Source organism: Bacillus massiliglaciei, assembly GCF_900098925.1.
Taxonomy (GTDB): Bacteria; Bacillota; Bacilli; order Bacillales; family DSM-1321; genus Peribacillus; species Peribacillus massiliglaciei.
Genome location: NZ_LT622359.1, coordinates 808,280 through 827,367, shown reverse-complemented (window position 1 = coordinate 827,367; position 19,088 = coordinate 808,280). Strand labels below are relative to the sequence as shown.

General features: G+C 41.0%; 19 protein-coding genes and 1 pseudogene. 9 read left to right on the top strand and 11 right to left on the bottom strand.

Translation table 11 applies throughout. From position 1 onward, the window contains the following. Positions 1–108 precede the first annotated feature (108 nt). The 4 genes and pseudogenes from BQ4305_RS16045 to BQ4305_RS16025 form a co-directional block, all read right to left on the bottom strand. Positions 109–756 (bottom strand): annotated as a pseudogene (locus BQ4305_RS16045) (transposase); the annotation flags it as partial. Positions 757–1,272: 516 nt separating this feature from the next. Continuing rightward, entirely contained in the window at positions 1,273–2,838 is a 1,566-nt protein-coding gene (locus tag BQ4305_RS16035) for a BCCT family transporter (RefSeq protein ID WP_110928704.1), read from the bottom strand. 173 nt (positions 2,839–3,011) lie between these two features. Further along, positions 3,012–4,640: a zinc ribbon domain-containing protein gene (locus BQ4305_RS16030; RefSeq protein WP_110928703.1), complete on the bottom strand. Its 1,629-nt coding sequence runs from the start codon at positions 4,638–4,640 to the stop codon at positions 3,012–3,014. A gap of 18 nt (positions 4,641–4,658) precedes the next feature. Next, complete coding sequence (locus BQ4305_RS16025) at positions 4,659–5,144, bottom strand: zinc ribbon domain-containing protein (RefSeq protein WP_110928702.1); 486 nt, start codon at positions 5,142–5,144, stop codon at positions 4,659–4,661. Positions 5,145–5,487: 343 nt separating this feature from the next. On the opposite strand from BQ4305_RS16025, the gene BQ4305_RS16020 reads away from it, so the two are divergent. The 3 genes from BQ4305_RS16020 (at position 5,488) to BQ4305_RS21590 (ending at position 8,340) form a co-directional block, all read left to right on the top strand. Continuing rightward, complete coding sequence (locus BQ4305_RS16020) at positions 5,488–6,741, top strand: TcaA 3rd/4th domain-containing protein (RefSeq protein ID WP_199880711.1); 1,254 nt, start codon at positions 5,488–5,490, stop codon at positions 6,739–6,741. Next, positions 6,741–8,048 (top strand): beta-N-acetylhexosaminidase, encoded by a 1,308-nt coding sequence (nagZ, locus tag BQ4305_RS16015; protein WP_110928700.1) that lies wholly within the window; start codon positions 6,741–6,743, stop codon positions 8,046–8,048. Before BQ4305_RS16020 ends, nagZ begins: the two co-directional genes overlap by 1 nt. A 148-nt stretch (positions 8,049–8,196) precedes the next feature. Continuing rightward, complete coding sequence (locus tag BQ4305_RS21590) at positions 8,197–8,340, top strand: hypothetical protein (protein ID WP_199880710.1); 144 nt, start codon at positions 8,197–8,199, stop codon at positions 8,338–8,340. Between the two features lie 164 nt (positions 8,341–8,504). Here BQ4305_RS21590 and BQ4305_RS16010 read toward each other — a convergent pair whose 3' ends face one another. Beyond that, positions 8,505–8,684 (bottom strand): hypothetical protein, encoded by a 180-nt coding sequence (locus tag BQ4305_RS16010; protein ID WP_110928699.1) that lies wholly within the window; start codon positions 8,682–8,684, stop codon positions 8,505–8,507. 252 nt (positions 8,685–8,936) lie between these two features. Beyond that, positions 8,937–10,397, bottom strand: a complete 1,461-nt coding sequence (locus tag BQ4305_RS16005; protein WP_110928698.1) for an aldehyde dehydrogenase family protein — start codon at positions 10,395–10,397, stop codon at positions 8,937–8,939. Between the two features lie 169 nt (positions 10,398–10,566). Between BQ4305_RS16005 and BQ4305_RS16000 the strand changes: the two genes are divergently transcribed. Further along, on the top strand, positions 10,567–11,460 hold the full coding sequence (locus BQ4305_RS16000; RefSeq protein WP_110928697.1) for a LysR family transcriptional regulator: 894 nt from the start codon (positions 10,567–10,569) through the stop codon (positions 11,458–11,460). Positions 11,461–11,588: 128 nt separating this feature from the next. On the opposite strand, the gene BQ4305_RS15995 is transcribed toward BQ4305_RS16000, so the two are convergent. Further along, complete coding sequence (locus BQ4305_RS15995; protein ID WP_110928696.1) at positions 11,589–11,867, bottom strand: IDEAL domain-containing protein; 279 nt, start codon at positions 11,865–11,867, stop codon at positions 11,589–11,591. Between the two features lie 523 nt (positions 11,868–12,390). Beyond that, complete coding sequence (locus BQ4305_RS15990) at positions 12,391–12,828, bottom strand: peptidylprolyl isomerase (RefSeq protein WP_110928695.1); 438 nt, start codon at positions 12,826–12,828, stop codon at positions 12,391–12,393. 258 nt (positions 12,829–13,086) lie between these two features. Here BQ4305_RS15990 and BQ4305_RS15985 point away from each other — a divergent pair, with 258 nt between their 5' ends. The 5 genes from BQ4305_RS15985 to BQ4305_RS15965 all read left to right on the top strand — a co-directional run bounded on the left by BQ4305_RS15985 (position 13,087) and on the right by BQ4305_RS15965 (position 17,228). Continuing rightward, entirely contained in the window at positions 13,087–13,899 is an 813-nt protein-coding gene (locus BQ4305_RS15985) for an amino acid ABC transporter substrate-binding protein (RefSeq protein ID WP_110928694.1), read from the top strand. Next, positions 13,883–14,587, top strand: coding sequence for an amino acid ABC transporter permease (locus BQ4305_RS15980; RefSeq protein ID WP_110928846.1), 705 nt, complete (start codon positions 13,883–13,885; stop codon positions 14,585–14,587). The genes BQ4305_RS15985 and BQ4305_RS15980 overlap by 17 nt, the downstream gene beginning before the upstream one ends. A gap of 28 nt (positions 14,588–14,615) precedes the next feature. After that, complete coding sequence (locus BQ4305_RS15975) at positions 14,616–15,350, top strand: amino acid ABC transporter ATP-binding protein (protein ID WP_110928693.1); 735 nt, start codon at positions 14,616–14,618, stop codon at positions 15,348–15,350. Positions 15,351–15,523: 173 nt separating this feature from the next. Next, positions 15,524–16,078 (top strand): shikimate kinase, encoded by a 555-nt coding sequence (locus BQ4305_RS15970; protein ID WP_110928692.1) that lies wholly within the window; start codon positions 15,524–15,526, stop codon positions 16,076–16,078. Between the two features lie 154 nt (positions 16,079–16,232). Next, positions 16,233–17,228, top strand: a complete 996-nt coding sequence (locus BQ4305_RS15965; RefSeq protein ID WP_110928691.1) for an NADPH:quinone oxidoreductase family protein — start codon at positions 16,233–16,235, stop codon at positions 17,226–17,228. Between the two features lie 105 nt (positions 17,229–17,333). Here the strand turns inward: BQ4305_RS15965 and BQ4305_RS15960 are convergent, their stop codons facing one another. The 3 genes from BQ4305_RS15960 to BQ4305_RS15950 all read right to left on the bottom strand — a co-directional run bounded on the left by BQ4305_RS15960 (position 17,334) and on the right by BQ4305_RS15950 (position 18,659). After that, complete coding sequence (locus tag BQ4305_RS15960) at positions 17,334–17,762, bottom strand: cell wall hydrolase (RefSeq protein WP_110928690.1); 429 nt, start codon at positions 17,760–17,762, stop codon at positions 17,334–17,336. A 221-nt stretch (positions 17,763–17,983) separates the two neighbouring features. Beyond that, positions 17,984–18,289 carry a DUF3243 domain-containing protein gene (locus tag BQ4305_RS15955; RefSeq protein WP_110928689.1) on the bottom strand — a complete coding sequence of 102 codons (306 nt, stop codon included), beginning with the start codon at positions 18,287–18,289 and terminating at the stop codon, positions 17,984–17,986. A 106-nt stretch (positions 18,290–18,395) separates the two neighbouring features. Next, positions 18,396–18,659 (bottom strand): DUF1292 domain-containing protein, encoded by a 264-nt coding sequence (locus tag BQ4305_RS15950; RefSeq protein ID WP_110928688.1) that lies wholly within the window; start codon positions 18,657–18,659, stop codon positions 18,396–18,398. Positions 18,660–19,088 lie beyond the last annotated feature (429 nt).

Here is a 19,088-nt window from a genome sequence, read left to right as displayed (position 1 = left end):
CAAAAGGCCTTCAGAATGGTCTCATTCTGAAGGCCTTTTGTCTTTTTGAGATTTTCTTAGGTATTTTATGGTCTGATTTTAAGCAAAATGCTCTTCGAGTATTCTATTTTAGACCATAGCTGAAGCTTGCCATGTCCAATTGGCAAGCTTCTTTAAATTCATAGCAGCAAAAGTAAGCATCGCCTGCATGGACAATTTTTTAATCCCTCGAAGGGTTGTCCATCGCATACCATGCTTTTCTTTCGCATCCGCAAAGACACGTTCAATCGTTTCTTTGCGTCTTGCATATATTTGTTTGATATCGTTTTGATGACGAAGATGATCTGCTTCCTCCACATACTGCGCCCAAATATGACGTTCAATCATTTTTCTGTGCTCCTTACTATTTGTACATTGAGCGAGTAAAGGACAATTGGCACATTGAACTGGGTTCGACTTGTATTGGCGTTTGCCTTCTTTGGTGGTAGTTGAATATTTTAGAACCTGTCATTCCGGACATAGGTAGCAATCATAGTACTCGTCTTATACATAATCGTGCTTGCGTAAAAACCCATCTTTTGTTTTGGGTCTTGTATAAGGAAGTGCTGGTTGAATCTCATGTTCAAATAAGAATTTAGTAATCGCAGGAGTTTTATAAGCAGCATCGGCAGCAACAGCAAGTGGCTTCTTCACTTTTTCCATAACCTTTTCAGCAAGTGGCTAAAGCATATGATTATCATGAACATTTCCAGGTGTCACAATCGCCCCAAGTATAAACCAGCTGATTCAAGCTTTGACCAGATGATTCTGTGATACAAGTTGCTCTATTGTAATCATGTGAATTTATCACGTTTCTTATTTGATTATTCGGCATCCTATCCATTCACCTCAGACATTTATTTAGAAAGGAGTTGATTGTAGTGCAGGCGGCGACTCCTGCGGGAAAAGCATGAAGGCCGATACCCCGCAGGAGCAAAGCGACGAGGAGGATTGGGCCACGCCCGCGGAAAGCGTCCGCCGAAACGAAAATCAACTAACACTATTTCAAAAACTATTACTATTATTTAAAAAGAAAAAAGACTGTAGGCACAATCCTTTTAATGGGATTGTGCCTTCAGTTTACCGATCAGCTATTATATTTTCTTATTAATCTGATTATATATCTTATTATTCCCACTGCCAACTGACCATTCGGTCGAAATCTTCTTTTTTCTGCCTGCTGCCTGTGAATTCTTACAGCTAAACTATTTAATAAGGAAGAAAGCTGGTTCGTCGCTTTCTTCCTTATTATTATTAAGCGTTCTTCTTTTTATGAGTATCTTTCTTTGCTTCCATTTCAAGCTTTCTGAATCTCTTCACATCTGCTTTACGAATAGGCAGCGGTTCCTTTTTGAGATATTTTATTGCAGAGACAACCAAAATCAGCAGAAGAACTGTAAAGGGCAGCGCTGCAATAAGGGATGCGGTCTGCAAAGCCTCCAGCCCGCCGGCATAAAGCAATACTGCGGAAATGGCTCCCATCAGAATTCCCCAGATCCATTTGCCCATCCTCGGCGGGTTCAGGCTGCCGTTAGACGTCATGCTTGCCAGGATATAGGTAGCCGAATCGGCGGAAGTAATAATAAATGTGAAGATTAAAATAATGGAGAGAACAGACAATACATTGCTCATAGGAAGATAATCAAACGTCTGAAATAAGGCAGCAGTCAGATCAGAATGAACCGCTTTCGCAATTCCTGTCCCATTATTTAAATCATTCCAAAGTCCTGTTCCCCCAAACGTTGCAATCCAGATGCAGGCAATCGCCGGAGGGATAACCATCACACCAATAATAAATTCACGAATCGTTCTACCCTTTGACACTCTTGCAATAAAGGCACCGACAAATGGCGACCAGGCAATCGCCCAAGCCCAATAAAAGATGGTCCAGTCACGGACCCAGGTTCCGTTTTGATAAGGCTGCATGCGGAGGCTGTATTCAATAAAATGAGTAAAGAAATCACCAATAGCCAGTGTGAAAGTATCTAAAATGAATACGGTCGGCCCTGCAATAAATACAAAAACGAGGATGGCAAGCGCCAGTCCTAAGTTTAGATTGCTTAAAATTTTTATTCCTTTTTGTAATCCTGTAGTAGAAGATATCATATAGGCAATGAACATGAAGGCAATAATGCACATTTGAATGCCGACTGAGTTTCCGATTCCGAATACAGCATTCAGGCCGCCATTCATTTGAAGCACCCCAAGCCCAACGGAAGTGGCAATTCCCAGAACGGTCGCTATAACTGCCAATGTATCAATGGTATGTTTCACTGCAGGCTTTTTTCCCGTTACATCTTCGAGGGCTGTAGAAATCAGCGCATTTTTCTTTTTCCTAAATTGCAGAAATCCAATAATAAGACCTACAATTGCAAACACAGACCACTGACTGACTCCCCAGTGAAAGAAAGAATAGCCCATAGCAATCCTGGCTGCTTCCCTTGTCTCTCCTTCCACACCCGCAAACGGGGTCGAGTAAAAATGGCTCATTGGCTCAGCAATCCCCCAAAATACAAGCCCTGCCCCAAAACCTGCTGAAAACAGCATGCCAATCCAGGTAAAGAAGGAAAACTCAGGACGCTCATCTTCTCCGCCCAATCGAATTCTGCCATATCCGCTAATAGCTAAGCCGATTAAAAATACGACAATGATAAAAACGGCCAGCAAATAAAACCAGCCAAAATTATTGGTTGTTAGATTAAATAAATAGTTTGCTGCACTTTGAAATTTTCCTGGGACAGCAGCCCCGAGCAAAACTAATAATGAAATAATAATAACTGAAATTGTAAAGACTGGGTTTTTCCAAACACTTTTCTTCATAGACTCCCCCTACTAATAATAATGCACGAAACTTTAATTCCCTCCATCGCCCATCCATAAACATAATTTTCTGATATATCCAGAAAAAAAACAGAAAATAGAAGCAATACACTTGCTAAAGCCACCTATATTTCATAAAAAACCCCCTGCTTTTACAGCAGAGGGCTCGAAAATTATTTTGATGATCTGTGCAAGAACTTTGGTATGCAGCTCCCTGCAAAAGACGCAATGTACGCTATAATGAAACCAAATATAAACACCCGGAAAGTGCTCACAGCCAGAGAGAAAGAAAATGCTTCATCATCGTCACCCTTTACCTGGAAAAGCCCTTCAGCAGATATGGCGGAAAATGAAGCCAATGCCGCTGTTAAAAGACCATACACAATGCTTAGAATGGCAAGTGAAACATAACTGGACTGTTTAGATTTTGCCATGGCGCAGCCTCCAAAAATCAAGAGGGCAACCGGCAGCAAAGTTGCCAGTTTCAGCATTACATCAATATTGCTTGAGCTGAAAAGGAAATTCATGAAGGTTGTATCTCCGCTGGATGCCTCGCCTGTCGTCTTAAATCCAGAGAAAATGGAATAAGCAATTCCCACGCCATCGTTCTCTTTTTCCATCATGAAAGAGAGCGGTGAAAAATGGAGCATGCTGTATATCATAGAAGACAGCTGTACACCGATATACCCTGCAGTCATAGCCGACTTTTCAAAAAGTGCATCAATTCCTGGTATATCAAGGTAGGCAAGGCCTTCTTGCCAATCCTTCAACTTACCGGCTATAAAAATGACTGTGATAAGTGATAAAATAACGAAGCCGCGGGTAAAAGCCGCAATCCCCTGATGTACCGCATTTCCATATGGAATCGTTTTTTCGAGGTGTTTAGTCACTCTGCGCTTATCAATGCTGAACAACATGCCCGCCATGCTGAAACTGATTCCAAAAATAAGACCTTTCAGGAAAGTTCCTATTATTGGATAGGAAGAAGAAATCTTAACCATAAAGTCTTCTTCTGGTAAATCTAACTTATAGTGATATCCGCTGAAAATGGAGAAAACAGTAAGAATTAAGCCATAAATCAAGCCGATTCCGACAGCGCCGCCCAAAAAGGATTGAAGGTTCTTTTCTCCATTCTTTCTTCCGTATAAAAGGCCGCTGATAAATAGACCGATAAACGGAAACAAGATGAATACAACATAGGAAAAACCAATTTTCAGGTCACCTGATACTTCAAAATCATCATATCCTTCATGAATTTCCGCCTGAAGTTTATACTTTGGAGAGAGCATATGTGCCATCATAACCGTATCCGTAAAGCCAAATATCTCTCCAGGTTCTTTAATATCGGTGCCGAATTCAGCTGATGCCTGATCGGCAATTTCGGAAGGCGTGATTCCTAATGACTCATTGAAAATGTCTTCATAAAACTGGTCATTGACTGTAAATCCTACAAAACTCAGAAGAAGAGTAATGACAAATGCCGCCAATGCCGGAATAATAGCTTTTTTCACATAATGGATCGAAAAGATAGAAGATAAAGAGATACCTACCCTCTCGCGCTCCTCACCCCCAACAGACTTTTCAGCTCTTTTTGTTACCTGATAGGTAAGCAAAGTCTGTCCGCATGTCATACAATAATTATCAGTCTTGGCTGTTTCTGATCCGCATCCTGAGCAAAAATGTTTCTCTCTTTTCACTAGATCTGCCCGCTGCCCCGTGCAAGGATGCAGCAAAGCTGTTCCGTCCTGTGAACAATAATTGCTCCAGTCTGGATTAGATGTTCCGCATGTCTTGCAATACATGATGATTTTCTCCTTTCATTACATTTTAGACCCGCAGCAGCTGCAATAAGCTGCATTCACGGAGATTTTCTCTTCACATGCAGGACATGCTGTCTGTTCTGTTGTTTCTTCCTGCTTTGGCAGTTCTACCTTTGACCCGCAGCCGCCGCAGAATTTATCATCCGGTGTAATGGGAGCCCCGCACGATCCGCAGGAGAATCTTGCATCAGACTGAGCTTGGAGTTCAGCAACTGCCTGCTGTGCTTTATACAGTTTCTTATCCAGTTCAATCAATGAAGTAACCTTCCCGGACATCTCCTCAGACTGAATTTCATTCCTGCGCAGTTTTTTATATACTTCCTCCCCCAATTGGAGCAGGATATCATGCCGTTTAGCGCCTTCCTCCTGGATAATCCGTTTATACTGGCTGGCTGTTTGGGCATTCTGCAATTTTTGCTTGTTCGATTGCAGGCTGTCCTGAATTTTGTTAAGGCCGCTTCCAATCTTCTCTTGAAGTTCGCTCATTTTATCCCTCTCCTTTTTGCTCACATCATAAAAAATAGATAATTAGAACTACCATCCTTCTTAATAAATGAGTCAATATTTATATATGTTATTGTGTAACCAAGTTACATATTATAATATTATGGAAGAATTATGTTGTATTTATTAAAATTTTTTCTATTTTTTTAAGTAAAAAGGAGGATAAAAGACTTTGAATTGCACGAATTGCGGAAGTAAATTAAAAAATAAACAGTCTTTTTGTACCAACTGCGGCGAGACAATCAAACTATCGGCTCCTGAACCTTCCACCAGGACAAATAGTCCTAGTTCAGGATCTTATTTTAAAACTAAAGGTTTTATCATTATGGCAGCATCCATATTTATATTGTTGGTCGGTGGGTTCACCGCCTATACCGTCCTTCAAAAAATGAACAGTCCAATTAAAATAGTAAAAGCATTTGAAGATGCTGTGGAACGTGACCAGCCTAAGGAACTTGCTAACCTATTAAATAAAGGACAGCAGGAAATGGATGTAGAAGAAGCCGATGCGAAAAAATTCATTGCCTATTTCAAAGAAAATCCGGATATTCTGGCGGAAACAAAGAAAGAATTAGAAAAGTCAGTGCAATATCTGGAGAACGATCAAATCACAAGCTCAAAAAACAATCATTTTCTATATGTAGGAGAGCATAAAAAGAAATGGGGGATCATTCAGCAATACGGAATCGGTTTCCAGCCTATTTATTTACAAATTTCATCGAACCAGCCTGACACCTCTGTTTCCATCAATGGAAAAGATGCAGGAAAGCTTAAAGATGGAGAGGTAACAAAGTTTGGTCCATTATTGCCGGGCAAACATGAGGTGGAAGGATCGTTTAAAGGGGAATATACGACCGTTACAGCCAAGGAAGTCATTGAGTCCAGCAACCAGGATTCACACAAATTCCCTATTGAGTTTGATTTGACGGGAGACGAGATTAACTTAACCTCCAACTATGAAAATGCGATTGTCTTTATAGATGGAAAGACGACCAATAAAACTGTAGCCCAGCTTGAATCCTTCGGTCCTGTTTCTCTGGATGGGAAAATGGAGATACAAGCAGAACTAAAAGTACAGGGAAAAACGCTGAAGAGTGAAACGGTGCCGCTTGACAGCTCATACATCGATTTATGGATTGATGATTCTCCTCTTCTTGAAGCCGAAGCACGAAAAGCTGAAACGGAAGCACGGAAGGCAGAAGCAGAAGCGGCTGAAATGGACGCTATTGAGTCAGCCCAAGAAGATATCAAAAATGTGGTGTATGAACACTATCAGGATATTTCCAGCGGAGATTACACAGCCGCATATGACCTATTCAGCAAAGATCGAAAAGGGAAAGTTAAATTGAGCAATTGGGAAAAGGGCCTAACAGATACAATACGCGATGAGGTTACATACCTTACTGTAGAATCTATTGATGACAGTACAGCGACTGTCTCCTTTGAAATGGTATCTGAAGACTGGAAAGATGAAGAAACACTGACACAAACTTGGCAAGGCAAATGGCACTTAACCAAAGAATCAACCGGATGGAAACTTCATAAGCCGGAAATAAAATTAGTGGGACCTGACGCATAATGAAAAAACGATATCAAGTTACAGGTCTTCTTTTAATCGCCCTGCTGTCATGCTGGGCTGTAATCTTTTTCATGGGCGATACAACGAGTGATACTGTCAGTGAAAAAGAGAAGAAATCCACTGAAACAACTGTGGCCGATTCAAAAACAGAAGCCGCAGAGAAACAGGAGAAGAAGACAGAACCATCCGTTGAAGAAACAACAGATGTGAAGGTGAAGAAACTTCTGAAAAAGATGACACTTGAGGAAAAGATTGGACAGCTGATGATGGTTGGCTTTTCCGGGACTGAGAAAAGCGATGAAATCAAAGAACTGATTGAAGATAAGAACATCGGAGGCATCATTTACTTTGATCGTAATATGGCGTCCCCTGTGCAGGTAGCCGAGCTATCGAATTCCCTTCAGAAATCAGCAAAAAAGACAACTCATTCCCTCCCTCTCATGATTGCAGTTGACCAAGAGGGCGGAGAAATTATTCGAATGAAAAATCAGGTTTCCCCGCTCCCTTCCCAGCAAGATCTTGGAAAGCAGGCGTCTGCGGAAGAGACGTATGAAGTGGCGAATATAAACGGCAGAGAGCTTAGCTCCATGGGAATTAATATTAACTTTGCGCCAGTTTTGGATCTTTCTAAGACAGATACCCGTTCGTTCGGAACGGATCCAGAAAAAGCCTACCAATATGGGGCTAAATCCATCCAGGGCCTGAATGATGCCTCTGTTACAGGAGCACTAAAGCATTTCCCTGGAAACGGCCGGAGTGAAATCGACCCTCATGTCGATACTTCCTCTGTTGAGGCAAATCAGTCTGACCTCGAGAATTCAGACATGTATCCTTTTAAAAAAATGATTAGTGAAATGGATAACGAAAAGTTCTTTGTGATGGTTACTCATATTAAATACCCTGCTTATGATAAAGAACAGCCTGCAAGTCTGTCAAAAATCATCATACAAGACCTCCTGCGTACAAAACTTGGCTATAAAGGAATCGTCGTCACTGATGATCTTGAGATGGGAGCAGTCAATAAGTATTTCTCTTATAAAGATATGGGCAGAGAAGCGATTATTGCGGGTGCCGATCTTTTGCTTGTCTGTCATGAATATGACCATCAAACAGAAGTATATGACGGTATAATGGAAGCTGTTAAATCCGGGGAAATACCATTGCAAAGAATCGACGAAGCTGCTGAACGCGTATTAACATATAAATTAGAAGAAATCGAAAAGACTTCTGTGAACCCTAAGCAAGCAGGGGTAACGGTAAAAAGTCAGCCACACATAAAGTACCTTGAAAACTTAGCAAACAGATAATATTATGCAGCTGTCTTAGTTCCATTAAGGCAGCTTTCTCTTTATTTCTGTGTCCGCTGACTCTTTGTTTTCTTCTTTCGTCATTTTACGTTTTTCACCGCTTAAATAGGGAATATGTTCAATATCTTGAACTTTAGGAGGGATTTTCATGAGTGACAACCAACAAGTTGAACGTCTTCAGGAATATGAACGCAAAGTTTTGGATAAGCAGCGGAACAACGATGATGAGAAGAACAAGGGACGGCTTCCTGATCAGCAGAACCGTATGAAGGATCAAGAAAGACGGAGCTAACTTAGCTGAACTTAATGTTATTATAGAGAAACTGCCGTACAACCCTACTAAAAACATCGGGAGAACACTTTCGATGTTTTTTAGTGCGTGATCGTTCGCTTTTCCAAATAACAGCAGACAGCCATCGGGCTGCCTGCTGTTATTTGGCTTAAAGAAAGCCAGCTCTATTGAGCTTGAGTTTTAGACTTCGATAAATTCTGGAACTTCCCTTTCACTTTTTCCATCATTTGCGGATCCATATAGGATTTTAATTGACTCATCGTTTTTTCCCTTGTTTTCTTGTTACGCATTAAGAAGGCTGCTGCTCCTAAGGCTACCGCACCGACCATTTTATTTGATGGCAATGTACATTCCTCCTTTTAATAGTATGTTATGTTATTCCCTTCTGTCTCATCCTTAAACAAACAGACTGCAGAAGATGCCAAGTCGTTAATTCAAGCGCATCCTGACATACGTATATTATTACAAACAATAAAGTGTATTACGCGAAGGCAAAGTTTAATTTCTAGCAGCAATAAACTTTGAGAAGAAAATAGCCAACAAAAAAAAGAGCATCCAATTTCTCTGCGAGAAATTGGATGCTCTTGATCTTATTATTAGAATGGGTATTCACGATATTTAGATTGAACAGAGATCCATTTTGTTACAGTGAATTCTTCAACAATCCATGGGTTGCCGAAACGGCCCATTCCACTCATTTTATTACCGCCGAAAGAAACATTCGGAGCATCATTGACCGTTTGATCGTTGATGTGAGTCATACCGCTGTCAATCTGCAATCCTAGCTTCTCTCCTCTTTCAAGATCTGTTGTAAAGATTGCTGAACTTAGGCCATAAATTGTATCATTGGCAATCTCAATGGCTTCTTCATCGGTTTCAGCCTGAATAAGCGAAACGATTGGAGAGAACATTTCGATTTGTGCGATGTCATCTGAGTTTTTCACATCACGGAAAACAGTAGGTGTTAAGATATTGCCTACACGTTCTCCCTCTAATGCTACATTGACTCCAGCTTTTTTCGCATCACTGATGAATTGAAGGGCTTTTTCTAATTGGCGTTCGTTGACAAGCGGCCCTACAACTGTTTTAGGATCTGTTTGATCTCCGTAAGGTAATTCTTTCGCACGGGCAATAAATTTCTCTGCAAATTCTTCGTACAAATCTTTATGAACGATGATACGGTTGATACACATACAGATTTGTCCTTGGTGAATGAATTTACCAAAAATGGCTGCATCCACAGCACGATCTACATCTGCATCTGAAAGAACGATAAATGGATTATTTCCGCCAAGTTCAAGCGCTACTCGTTTTAAGCTTTTTCCAGCAATTTCGCCGATATGCTGGCCGACCGGGGTAGAACCTGTGAAGCTGATCAGTCTTGGAATTGGATTTGTCAGCATGTCATCACCGATTTCTTCCAAATCAGTAAGAATCATATTGAATACGCCTTTTGGAAGTCCTGCATATTCAAACGCAGCTGCAATGATGATACCGCCGGAGAATCCAACCTGCACATCCGGTTTGTGGACAACAGCGTTTCCGAGTGCAATCGCCGGGGCAATTGTTCTCATGGAAAGATTCATAGGGAAGTTAAATGGTGATATAGAAGAGATAACTCCCAATGGAAGACGGTGAATATGGTTTACCTTTCCGTCCATTGCAGAAGGAACTTCACGAACTTGGTAGATTTCGTCTGTAATTTTTTCAGCTTCTTCTAAAATTTCCAATGTCAATTGAAGCTCAACATTTGCTTTAATTTGTGAACCGCCAGTCTCACGGGAAATCATATCAATGATTTCTTCACGGTTTTGTTTCAGATATTCAGCCGCTTTGACCATTATCTGGCGTCTTTCTTCCGCTGAAGATTTTGCCCAGTCTTTTTGAGCTTGTTTTGCTACTTCAAAAGATTCTGCAAGCTGTCCGGAAGTTGCTAATGTCACCGTTGAGATAACGGAATTATCATATGGATTTAATATATTATAAGAACGGCCGCTTTGCCCCTCTGTCCATTCTCCATTAAGGTAGCTTTGGTTTTTATTGATGAATTTCTCCATTACTAAACACCCCTTTTGCTTTTTTAGAAGACCCCAATGTCTCCATTCGTATCATTATAGCCTTTTTCTATCAAAGACAAACTTATCATAGCATCACTTGTCTTTAGTTCAAAATATCTATATAATATCTTAAATATACTTTTTTAATATACTGTATCGAGGTAAATGAATGGACATTAGACAATTGCGTTACTTTTTAATGATTGCAGAAGAAGGACAAATCTCCAGTGCAGCAAAAAGACTCCATATGGCACAGCCTCCGTTAAGCCAACAGCTGCGTCTCATGGAAGAAGAGCTTGGCGTTACTCTTGTGGACCGCAGACGAAATGGAAAACCATTAGAATTGACGGAAGCCGGAAAACTTTTATCTAAAAAGGCACAGGATATTTTGCAGCTGTTTGATGAATCAATGCTCGAAGTGCAGGAGACAAATGAAGGGATCAAAGGCACATTATCCATCGGTGCTGTTCTATCGTGCGTTAATTATCTGCCTTTAAAAATCGAGACCTTTCATCATCGCTATCCCAATGTCTCATTGAAATTGCTTGGCGGGGATCCTTATGAAGTAAACTCCTACTTAGAGAATCATGATATCGAACTGGCTTTGGTCCATCCTCCAATTGAAGCACAGGAAATTTCCAGTATCTATCTTGGCAGCGAACCTTATGTTTTTGTTGCCCCTGCACGCTGGGACCAGTTCGGCTCTCAGAAAACAATAAATATGAAAGAGATTGAAGGGATTCCCCTGCTGCTTATTCACCGTACAGAAGGCGGCGGCATTTATGATAAAATTCTTGCTGAATGCAAAGAAGCCGGGATCCAGCCGAATATCTTATGCGAATGCCCGGATGTCAATGTCCTTCTCTCGCTTGTAGCATCCGGTATTGGTGCCAGTATTGTACCCAAAACGGCAATACCTGAGTTTATTAACGGAATAAGAACTCTCGAAATTCAAGATTCTTCCCTTCATTCTGAGACAGCCTTAGTCTGGAAGACTGACAGATATCTCTCCAAAGCAGCTAAGTCTTTTATTGCCTTATTTAAAAACGACAAGTCAGAATAACATAGCTGCCCGCTTTGTTATTCTCTCTTCTGTAAACCGGGCAAAAAAAAGTTGCATAGCCTGAAGACTATCCAACTTTATCTAAATCATGCAATTGTTCATTTTCTTTTCCTCACTCATTTAATCTTTTATAATTTCTTTTCCCATCCTTTTGACGTTAAGGCGAGGAATCTTTCTTCATCCTTATTATCTAACGCTTTATTGATTTCTTCTTCCCGTTTCCCTTCAAGGAATTGTTTTTGGACCATTTGTATGACCAGGTTCGTTTCCTCTGTGTATTCTGTGCAGTCCTCTTCTAAGATCCTTCTTGTTCTTCTTGCGTCTTTGTCGATCAGTCCGTCCGTTTCAATAATAGATTTTAAATATTGATCTTTCTTATATCGGTTTGATTTGTATTCATGATTCATGTCTGCATCTTCCTTTCTTTATCATTAGATATACATACCTTGTCCGCTGCCAAATGACCCAGAAATTTTACTTAGCTTCCTAACCGAAACATAATCTGTAAGAGTGAAAAATTGCATTACCCCTGATCAAAGAAGCTATTTTTTTATGAAGATGATGTTATTACATGTATTACCCGAATTTTAGAAAGATACTCTACTAAATTTTTTATAGACCCTATTTTCGCTTATTTTCGGGACCATGTTACTAGACTGAGGTCCTTCTATGTTTACTATTATGAAGATAAATGTACGAACTCATTCACACTTTCATTAAAGAGGCCGCAAACTGAAGCTTCTGCTTTTCTATAGAAAACCTGATACATCTTCCTGATTTTTCTTCAGAACATTTCACAGCGGTGCCATTCATATAAGATAAAAAAACAAAAAGGCATGAGTCCGGATAACATTACCGAACTCATGCCCAAAAACTAAAACTCCCTGCTTCCCGCAAGAATTTATATCCTTCTATTTACAAATAAAAAAATTAAGCATCAAACACTTCTACTTTTTCCATAATATCGCCATTCACCATAGCCTTCGCCACTTCAAGACCTGATGTTACCTGGCCGAATACAGTATGAACCCCATTTAAATGAGGCTGCGGCTCATGAACGATGAAAAACTGACTGGAGCCAGTATCTTTCCCAGCATGTGCCATTGAAAGGCTTCCGGCAACATGCTTATGCGGATTGCCTTCTGTTTCACATTTAATGGTAGTGCCAGAACCGCCTGCTCCTGTTCCTGTCGGATCTCCTCCTTGACTTACAAATCCAGGAATCACCCTATGAAACGTTACTCCATTATAAAACCCTTCATTCGCAAGTTTTTCAAAGTTCGCTACTGTATTTGGTGCTGCTTCAGGGAAAAGATCGAATTCAATTCTGCCGCCGTCCAGCATTTCTATGTATCCTTTTTTAGCCATGTTAGAACATCTCCTTTTTTACATGCAGTATAGTCTCTTATTTTACATGATGACAGGCCTAAAGAAAAGAAAAGTCCTCATGGACATGAAAGAGTATCAGAAAGCCATTTTATTTCCGCGCAGGGAATCCTATAAGTTGAATATTTTTGTCGAAAAATGCAACAATAGGAAGGTAAGTTTCTTGACTTCTTTAGTAGCTTCTCATATTATCACTATGATGTTATAAGGAAATCAGATAAGGATACTGGGGGTTATACTATGAAAAAAGCATGGGCACTCATGTCTCTTCTGCTTGCATTCAGTTTAGTTTTAGCTGCATGCGGTGCAAAAGAGAAAAATGAGGCAGATAATAATTCATCAAAAGAAGACGTATATTCAAAAATCCAGGATGAAGGAGTCATTCGAATTGGAACAGAAGGAACGTACCCTCCTTTCACTTTTCATGATGACGCCAACAAACTGACAGGATTTGACGTAGAAATTGCCCAAGAAGTGGCCAAACGCCTCGGCGTAAAAGCAGAATTTAAAGAAACACAATGGGATGGCATGTTTGCCGGACTGGATGCAAAACGCTTCGATATGATCGCTAACCAAGTTGGAATCCGTGAGGACCGACAACAAAAATACGATTTTTCCGATCCTTATATTGAATCAGCCGCCGTCCTGGTCGTTCATGAAGATAATGAAGACATCCAATCATTTGAAGACCTTAAAGGCAAGAAAGCAGCACAGTCCCTTACAAGCAATTACGGAGATTTAGCTAAGAAATACGGCGCTGACCTGCAAGGAGTAGAAGGCTTCACACAATCTGCAGAGCTTATTGCCACCAAAAGAGTAGATGCCACTATTAATGATAAAATTTCTTTCTTAGACTATAAAAAACAGCGTCCGGATGCACCAGTCAAGATTGCCGATGAAGCGGATGATGCAGCAGCAAGCGGACTGATGTTCCGTAAGGACAGCGATAAGTTAGTGGAAGAAGTTAATAAAGCGTTAGCCGACATGAAAAAAGACGGCACATACGCAAAAATTTCAGAGAAATGGTTTGGCGAAGATGTTTCTCCTAAGTAATATTTTTCAAGACCCGGAGCGCATTGAACGCCTCCTGACCATTGCCCGGACCTCCCTCTTTCCAATGATAGAGGGAGCTGTCCAATATACACTGCCACTGACACTGATTTCATTTATTATCGGACTTATACTGGCTGTTCTTACAGCTTTAGCACGTTTATCCAGTTTTAAATTTTTGAACATTATTGCACGGGTATATGTGTCAATCATCCGAGGGACACCGTTACTTGTGCAATTATTTATTATTTTCTACGGATTGCCGAACCTTGGGGTGACACTGGATCCGTTTATATCTGCGATTATTGGTTTTTCATTAAGCGTAGGTGCCTATGCTTCGGAGATTATCCGCGCAGCCATTCAATCGGTTCCGAAAGGACAGTGGGAAGCAGCTTATTCCATTGGGATGACTTATACCCAGGCATTAAAAAGAGTCATCTTGCCTCAAGCGGCACGTGTCTCCATACCGCCGCTTTCCAACTCTTTTATAAGCCTTGTCAAAGATACATCTCTTGCTTCACTTGTATTGGTTACTGAAATGTTTCGCCGGGCCCAGGAAATCGCCGCAACTAATTATGAATTTCTATTGATTTATACTGAAGCCGCGCTTCTTTATTGGGTGATGTGCACAATCCTGTCCATCATTCAAGACAGAATTGAAACAAGGCTTGACCGTTACGTATCCAAATAGAAGTGTCTAGTTTAAAGGAGTTAACCCGATGATAAACATTAAAAACCTTCATAAATCATTTAATGATCTGGAAGTCCTGAAAGGAATCGATTTAAATATCGAGCGCGGCAAAGTCATCGTGCTGATCGGTCCTTCCGGTTCCGGCAAGACCACATTCCTGCGCTGCTTAAATCTCCTGGAAATCCCGACAGATGGCACAGTAGAAATTGATGGGAAAATCGTTGATTTCAAACAGCGGGTCAGCAAACGGACCATCACTTCTTTTCGCAGTTTGACAGGAATGGTTTTTCAAAATTATAATCTTTTCCCACATAAGACAGCAATGGAAAATGTGATGGAAGGTCCCGTTATTGTTAAAGGAGAATCAAAACAGCAGGCACAGGCAAAAGCTGAGGCGCTGCTTAAGAAAGTCGGACTGGGTGACAAGACTGACTTTTACCCGTTTCAATTGTCAGGAGGACAGCAGCAGCGGGTTGGCATTGCAAGGGCAATGGCCATGGAGCCTAAAGTCATGCTTTTTGATGAGCCAACCTCCGCTTTAGATCCTGAACTTGTCGGAGAAGTCCTTCAAGCCATGAAAGACCTTGCCCGGGAAGGAATGACCATGATTGTCGTGACCCATGAGATGCGTTTTGCAAAAGAAGCAGCAGATGAAGTGATTTTCATGGACCAAGGTGTGATTGTAGAACGCGGGCTGCCCGAAAAGGTATTCGTACATCCCTCGGAAGAACGCACCCGCCGCTTTTTGAATATGATTCAATAAATTGCATTCCATATCGTGAAACAGGCTGCTTCCAAATAGCAGCCTGTTTTATATTCCAGCCCATCGTGTTTTTTACAAATAGAGTGAATTATATTATAATTTCCCTAACTTAAAGCAAGCTTTTTAGAGCTAGCGTTTTGCAGGATCATTCTATTGTTGAAAGAGGACTTTATATGAGTAACGAGAATATTGCTTTACAAGAGAAGAGCTTAGTTTTTATCGGTTTCATGGGGGCGGGAAAAACAACAGTCGGAGAAGCAGTCGCCAAGGAACTCGGCCGAGAGTTTATTGATATAGACCAGGAAATCGAACAGGAACTTAAAATGCCGACATCAGCCATCTTCGAGAAAATTGGAGAAAAGGCGTTTCGCGAAAAAGAAAAAACGACCATCCATAAATTTTGTATGGAGAAACAAAAAGTTATTTCTGTAGGAGGAGGAGCTTTTCTTCAGCAGGAAATCAGAGACATTTGCCTGTCCGAGTGTGTCGTGATCTTTTTGGATATATCCTGGGATGCCTGGAAAGACAGAATCAGCTTGATCATGGACAGCAGACCCATCCTCCAGGGAAAAACAACGGAGCAAATGAAAGAGCTTTTCACCAACCGGCAGGCCATATACTCTAATCACCATCTCAAAATCCAGACAGACGGCCTGGAGGTAAAAGACATAACAAATCGGATTATCGAAACATTACGGCTTAACCCGGATGTCAAAACAGCAAAATAATGTCTAGAAAAGGCCGGCTGTATCACTCTTCATCTGGCCTTTTCTTTTTGCAGACATTTACTACTTTTCACAATTAAAACGAATTATTAGCCGACGCTCTTCTTCATCTTCTATAATGAGTATGGATGATCATTCGGAAAGGGGATTGGAGAAAATGAAGGATTCATTTGAAGCATTGGTTGTCAATAAACAAGATGGAGATTTTTCTGCAGCAATTCAAACGATAACAGGGAATGATTTGCCTGATGGCGAAGTAGTGATCCAGGTTCATTATTCAGGAGTAAACTACAAAGACAGTCTGGCAGGCATTCCAGATGGGAATATTGTCAGCTCCTATCCAATGGTGCCCGGAATCGATCTCGCCGGGATTGTTGTTTCATCACAGGATCCGAAATTCAAAGAAGGCGATGAAGTCATTGCCACTTCTTATGAAATAGGGGTTACTCATTACGGAGGATATAGTGAATATGCCCGTATTCCTTCCAAATGGGTCGTTCCGCTTCCAGAAGGACTTTCTTTAAAAGAAGCCATGATTATTGGCACTGCCGGATTCACCGCAGCCCTCTCCGTTCAGCGTCTTGAAGATAATTCGGTTTCGCCGGAAAAGGGAAGTGTACTTGTCACCGGAGCAACCGGAGGAGTCGGAAGCTTCGCAGTATCCATTTTATCGACGTTAGGATATGAAGTGGAAGCAAGTACAGGCAAGGAATCCGGGCATGGCTATTTAAAAGGGCTGGGTGCACACACCATCCTTTCACGGGAAGATGTTTATGATGGCAGGCTCCGTTCTTTAGGCAAACAAAAATGGCAAGCGGCTATTGATCCTGTCGGCGGTGAGCAGCTTGCCTCCATATTAAGTCAGATTCGTTATGGAGGTTCAGCTGCCGTCAGCGGACTGACTGGCGGAACCAAACTGCCGGCAACTGTTTTCCCTTTCATTTTAAGAGGTGTAAATTTATTGGGAATCGACTCTGTCTATTGTCCAATGGAGACGCGCCTTAAGACATGGGAGCTTCTTGCAGGCAAATTCAAACCGGCAAACCTTGAATCCTTTATTCAAAAGGAAGTAAGCCTTCACGAGCTCCCGGATATTTTGCCTACCCTCCTTAAAGGACAGGCAAGAGGAAGAATTCTTGTAAAATTGATCTAAGCAGCTGGGATAAATCAAAAATATCAAATTTCCTCAAAGGGAAATTTGATATTTTTTATGCTTCATGGGTTTCCGTTTCAGAGAAGATTTCCAGGCTCTGCCTTATCAGTACGTATTATAAATGTTTTCACACTCTTCTCCCGTAGGCTCATAGAAGCAATGCAATTTATAGCGTCCTACCAGCGGCTGCCCATACCATGTAGACGGACAGTCGCCCGGCGGACGAAAATACCAAAGACTGAATTTAGAAGGCCACACCCGTTCTCCTCTTACCGCTCTTCGGGCAAGCCGTCTCTCACTCTCCCTCGCCCGTTGATAAAAATATCCCTTTTGGGTTGCTTCAAAAGCATGCTCTTGGTAAATCATCTGAGGAATCGTTCTGAGTCCTTTGAAATCTGAACAATTTGAGCGAATCCGGTTGATTCCGACATTCCCAATCATCAGCATTCCCTGTGTCCCTTCCCCTTCACCTTCCGCTCTTAGCAGCCTCGCCAGCAAATCCAAATCGGACTGTGTATGCTTAACTACCGCCATCTGTCTCACCCCCGCTGAATACCTTTATCCTATGCCGGTAAAATTGAAAGATGCTATGGACAGCCTAAAAAATGGAGGGAAGCGTAAAATCGCTGTATTCAAAAAGCAGCTGAGCTAAAAAATATCAAATTTCTCACTGAGAAATTTGATATTTATACACAGATTTTCGTTTCAGTTATCCTGCTCTCTAAGAATGATCTACTTCTGTCCGGTCTCTTTTACTATTGAACTAATTTCACCAGCATATGTGCCAGCTTATGCTGTTCCTCCTCAGTGCCCACCTTCCAGAGCTCCTGAAGAAGTTTTTCCTCCCGATTCCTGGGCTCTTCATGCTTCGCTAAATAATCAGCTGCCTTTTGAGCCGCTTTAGCAAGCTGTTCTTCATTCATTCCCAGCATCTCACCTTTTTCTACTTTTTCAGCAAGATAATTTTTAAATTTTTCAAAGTTTTGCAGGACGTCTTCTTTCTTGTCATCTCCCATGGATTCCAGCTGGGTCTCCACTTTTCCTTCTGTATCATTCGCCATTGTACATCTCTCCTTTCGACGTACCTACTTAATCCCCCAAAACCGCAGCCCTGAAACCATCAAAAACCCACAAAAAAAAGACACATCCCTGTGTCTCATTTCTTTATTATGCTTCCATATTTGCTTCAAAAACTCCAGCGACTTTTTGAAACTCTTCTTCGCTTTCGATATCCTTAAGTTCTCCTTCAGCATCTACTTTAAAGAAGAAAATATCGATATCTTCTTCAGTTTCTCTTTCGATTTCCTCAACCAATCCAACTGCGACATATTCTGTTCCTTCTACTTCAAGGGTGCCAAGAACCTCCAGTTCCTGTTCCTCTTCATTTTCATCTGCAAAGATCAGAATTTCGCCCACTTCAATTTTATTCATTATACCTGCTCCTTTATATATGTATTTGTCCACCCAGTATATCCATTATCATACGGAAAGACAAATAATAGTTGATAAATTCTTATCGAATTTTCCATTTAACCAAAATTAAATAGGCCGGCAAAATCCTGCCCGCCAGAACCACACTAAAGATATCAAAAAAAATGATGAGATCATGAGCAAACAATGCAATTGATATTATAAGAAAATGGGAGTATATTAGTTATGCAAGCAAGTATGGTATGTATTAACATACTCTGTTATAATGTCTTTGGGGAAATATCGGCTAGTATGTGAATAACTAAACAAACTTTAAATTGTCACTGAAATAACCTCATGCTCCCTTACAGAATTCATCACAACAGGAAGCAGTGAACGGTATAAATCAGCCGCAATTCTTAGTCTTCTTTTTTATGGAAGCGAATTCTT

Bases quoted from the DNA above. Each gene is read 5' to 3' on its own strand.
- BQ4305_RS15960 (WP_110928690.1), bottom strand. From the start codon at position 17,762: ATGGCGGTAGTTAAGCATACACAGTCCGATTTGGATTTGCTGGCGAGG.
- BQ4305_RS21590 (WP_199880710.1), top strand. From the start codon at position 8,197: ATGAGTGACAACCAACAAGTTGAACGTCTTCAGGAATATGAACGCAAA.
- BQ4305_RS16000 (WP_110928697.1), top strand. From the start codon at position 10,567: ATGGACATTAGACAATTGCGTTACTTTTTAATGATTGCAGAAGAAGGA.
- BQ4305_RS15990 (WP_110928695.1), bottom strand. From the start codon at position 12,828: ATGGCTAAAAAAGGATACATAGAAATGCTGGACGGCGGCAGAATTGAA.
- BQ4305_RS16030 (WP_110928703.1), bottom strand. From the start codon at position 4,640: ATGTATTGCAAGACATGCGGAACATCTAATCCAGACTGGAGCAATTAT.
- BQ4305_RS15980 (WP_110928846.1), top strand. From the start codon at position 13,883: ATGTTTCTCCTAAGTAATATTTTTCAAGACCCGGAGCGCATTGAACGC.
- BQ4305_RS15970 (WP_110928692.1), top strand. From the start codon at position 15,524: ATGAGTAACGAGAATATTGCTTTACAAGAGAAGAGCTTAGTTTTTATC.
- BQ4305_RS16005 (WP_110928698.1), bottom strand. From the start codon at position 10,397: ATGGAGAAATTCATCAATAAAAACCAAAGCTACCTTAATGGAGAATGG.
- BQ4305_RS16020 (WP_199880711.1), top strand. From the start codon at position 5,488: ATGGCAGCATCCATATTTATATTGTTGGTCGGTGGGTTCACCGCCTAT.
- BQ4305_RS15955 (WP_110928689.1), bottom strand. From the start codon at position 18,289: ATGGCGAATGATACAGAAGGAAAAGTGGAGACCCAGCTGGAATCCATG.
- BQ4305_RS15950 (WP_110928688.1), bottom strand. From the start codon at position 18,659: ATGAATAAAATTGAAGTGGGCGAAATTCTGATCTTTGCAGATGAAAAT.
- BQ4305_RS15975 (WP_110928693.1), top strand. From the start codon at position 14,616: ATGATAAACATTAAAAACCTTCATAAATCATTTAATGATCTGGAAGTC.
- BQ4305_RS16035 (WP_110928704.1), bottom strand. From the start codon at position 2,838: ATGAAGAAAAGTGTTTGGAAAAACCCAGTCTTTACAATTTCAGTTATT.
- BQ4305_RS16025 (WP_110928702.1), bottom strand. From the start codon at position 5,144: ATGAGCGAACTTCAAGAGAAGATTGGAAGCGGCCTTAACAAAATTCAG.
- BQ4305_RS15965 (WP_110928691.1), top strand. From the start codon at position 16,233: ATGAAGGATTCATTTGAAGCATTGGTTGTCAATAAACAAGATGGAGAT.
- BQ4305_RS15995 (WP_110928696.1), bottom strand. From the start codon at position 11,867: ATGAATCATGAATACAAATCAAACCGATATAAGAAAGATCAATATTTA.
- nagZ (WP_110928700.1), top strand. From the start codon at position 6,741: ATGAAAAAACGATATCAAGTTACAGGTCTTCTTTTAATCGCCCTGCTG.
- BQ4305_RS15985 (WP_110928694.1), top strand. From the start codon at position 13,087: ATGAAAAAAGCATGGGCACTCATGTCTCTTCTGCTTGCATTCAGTTTA.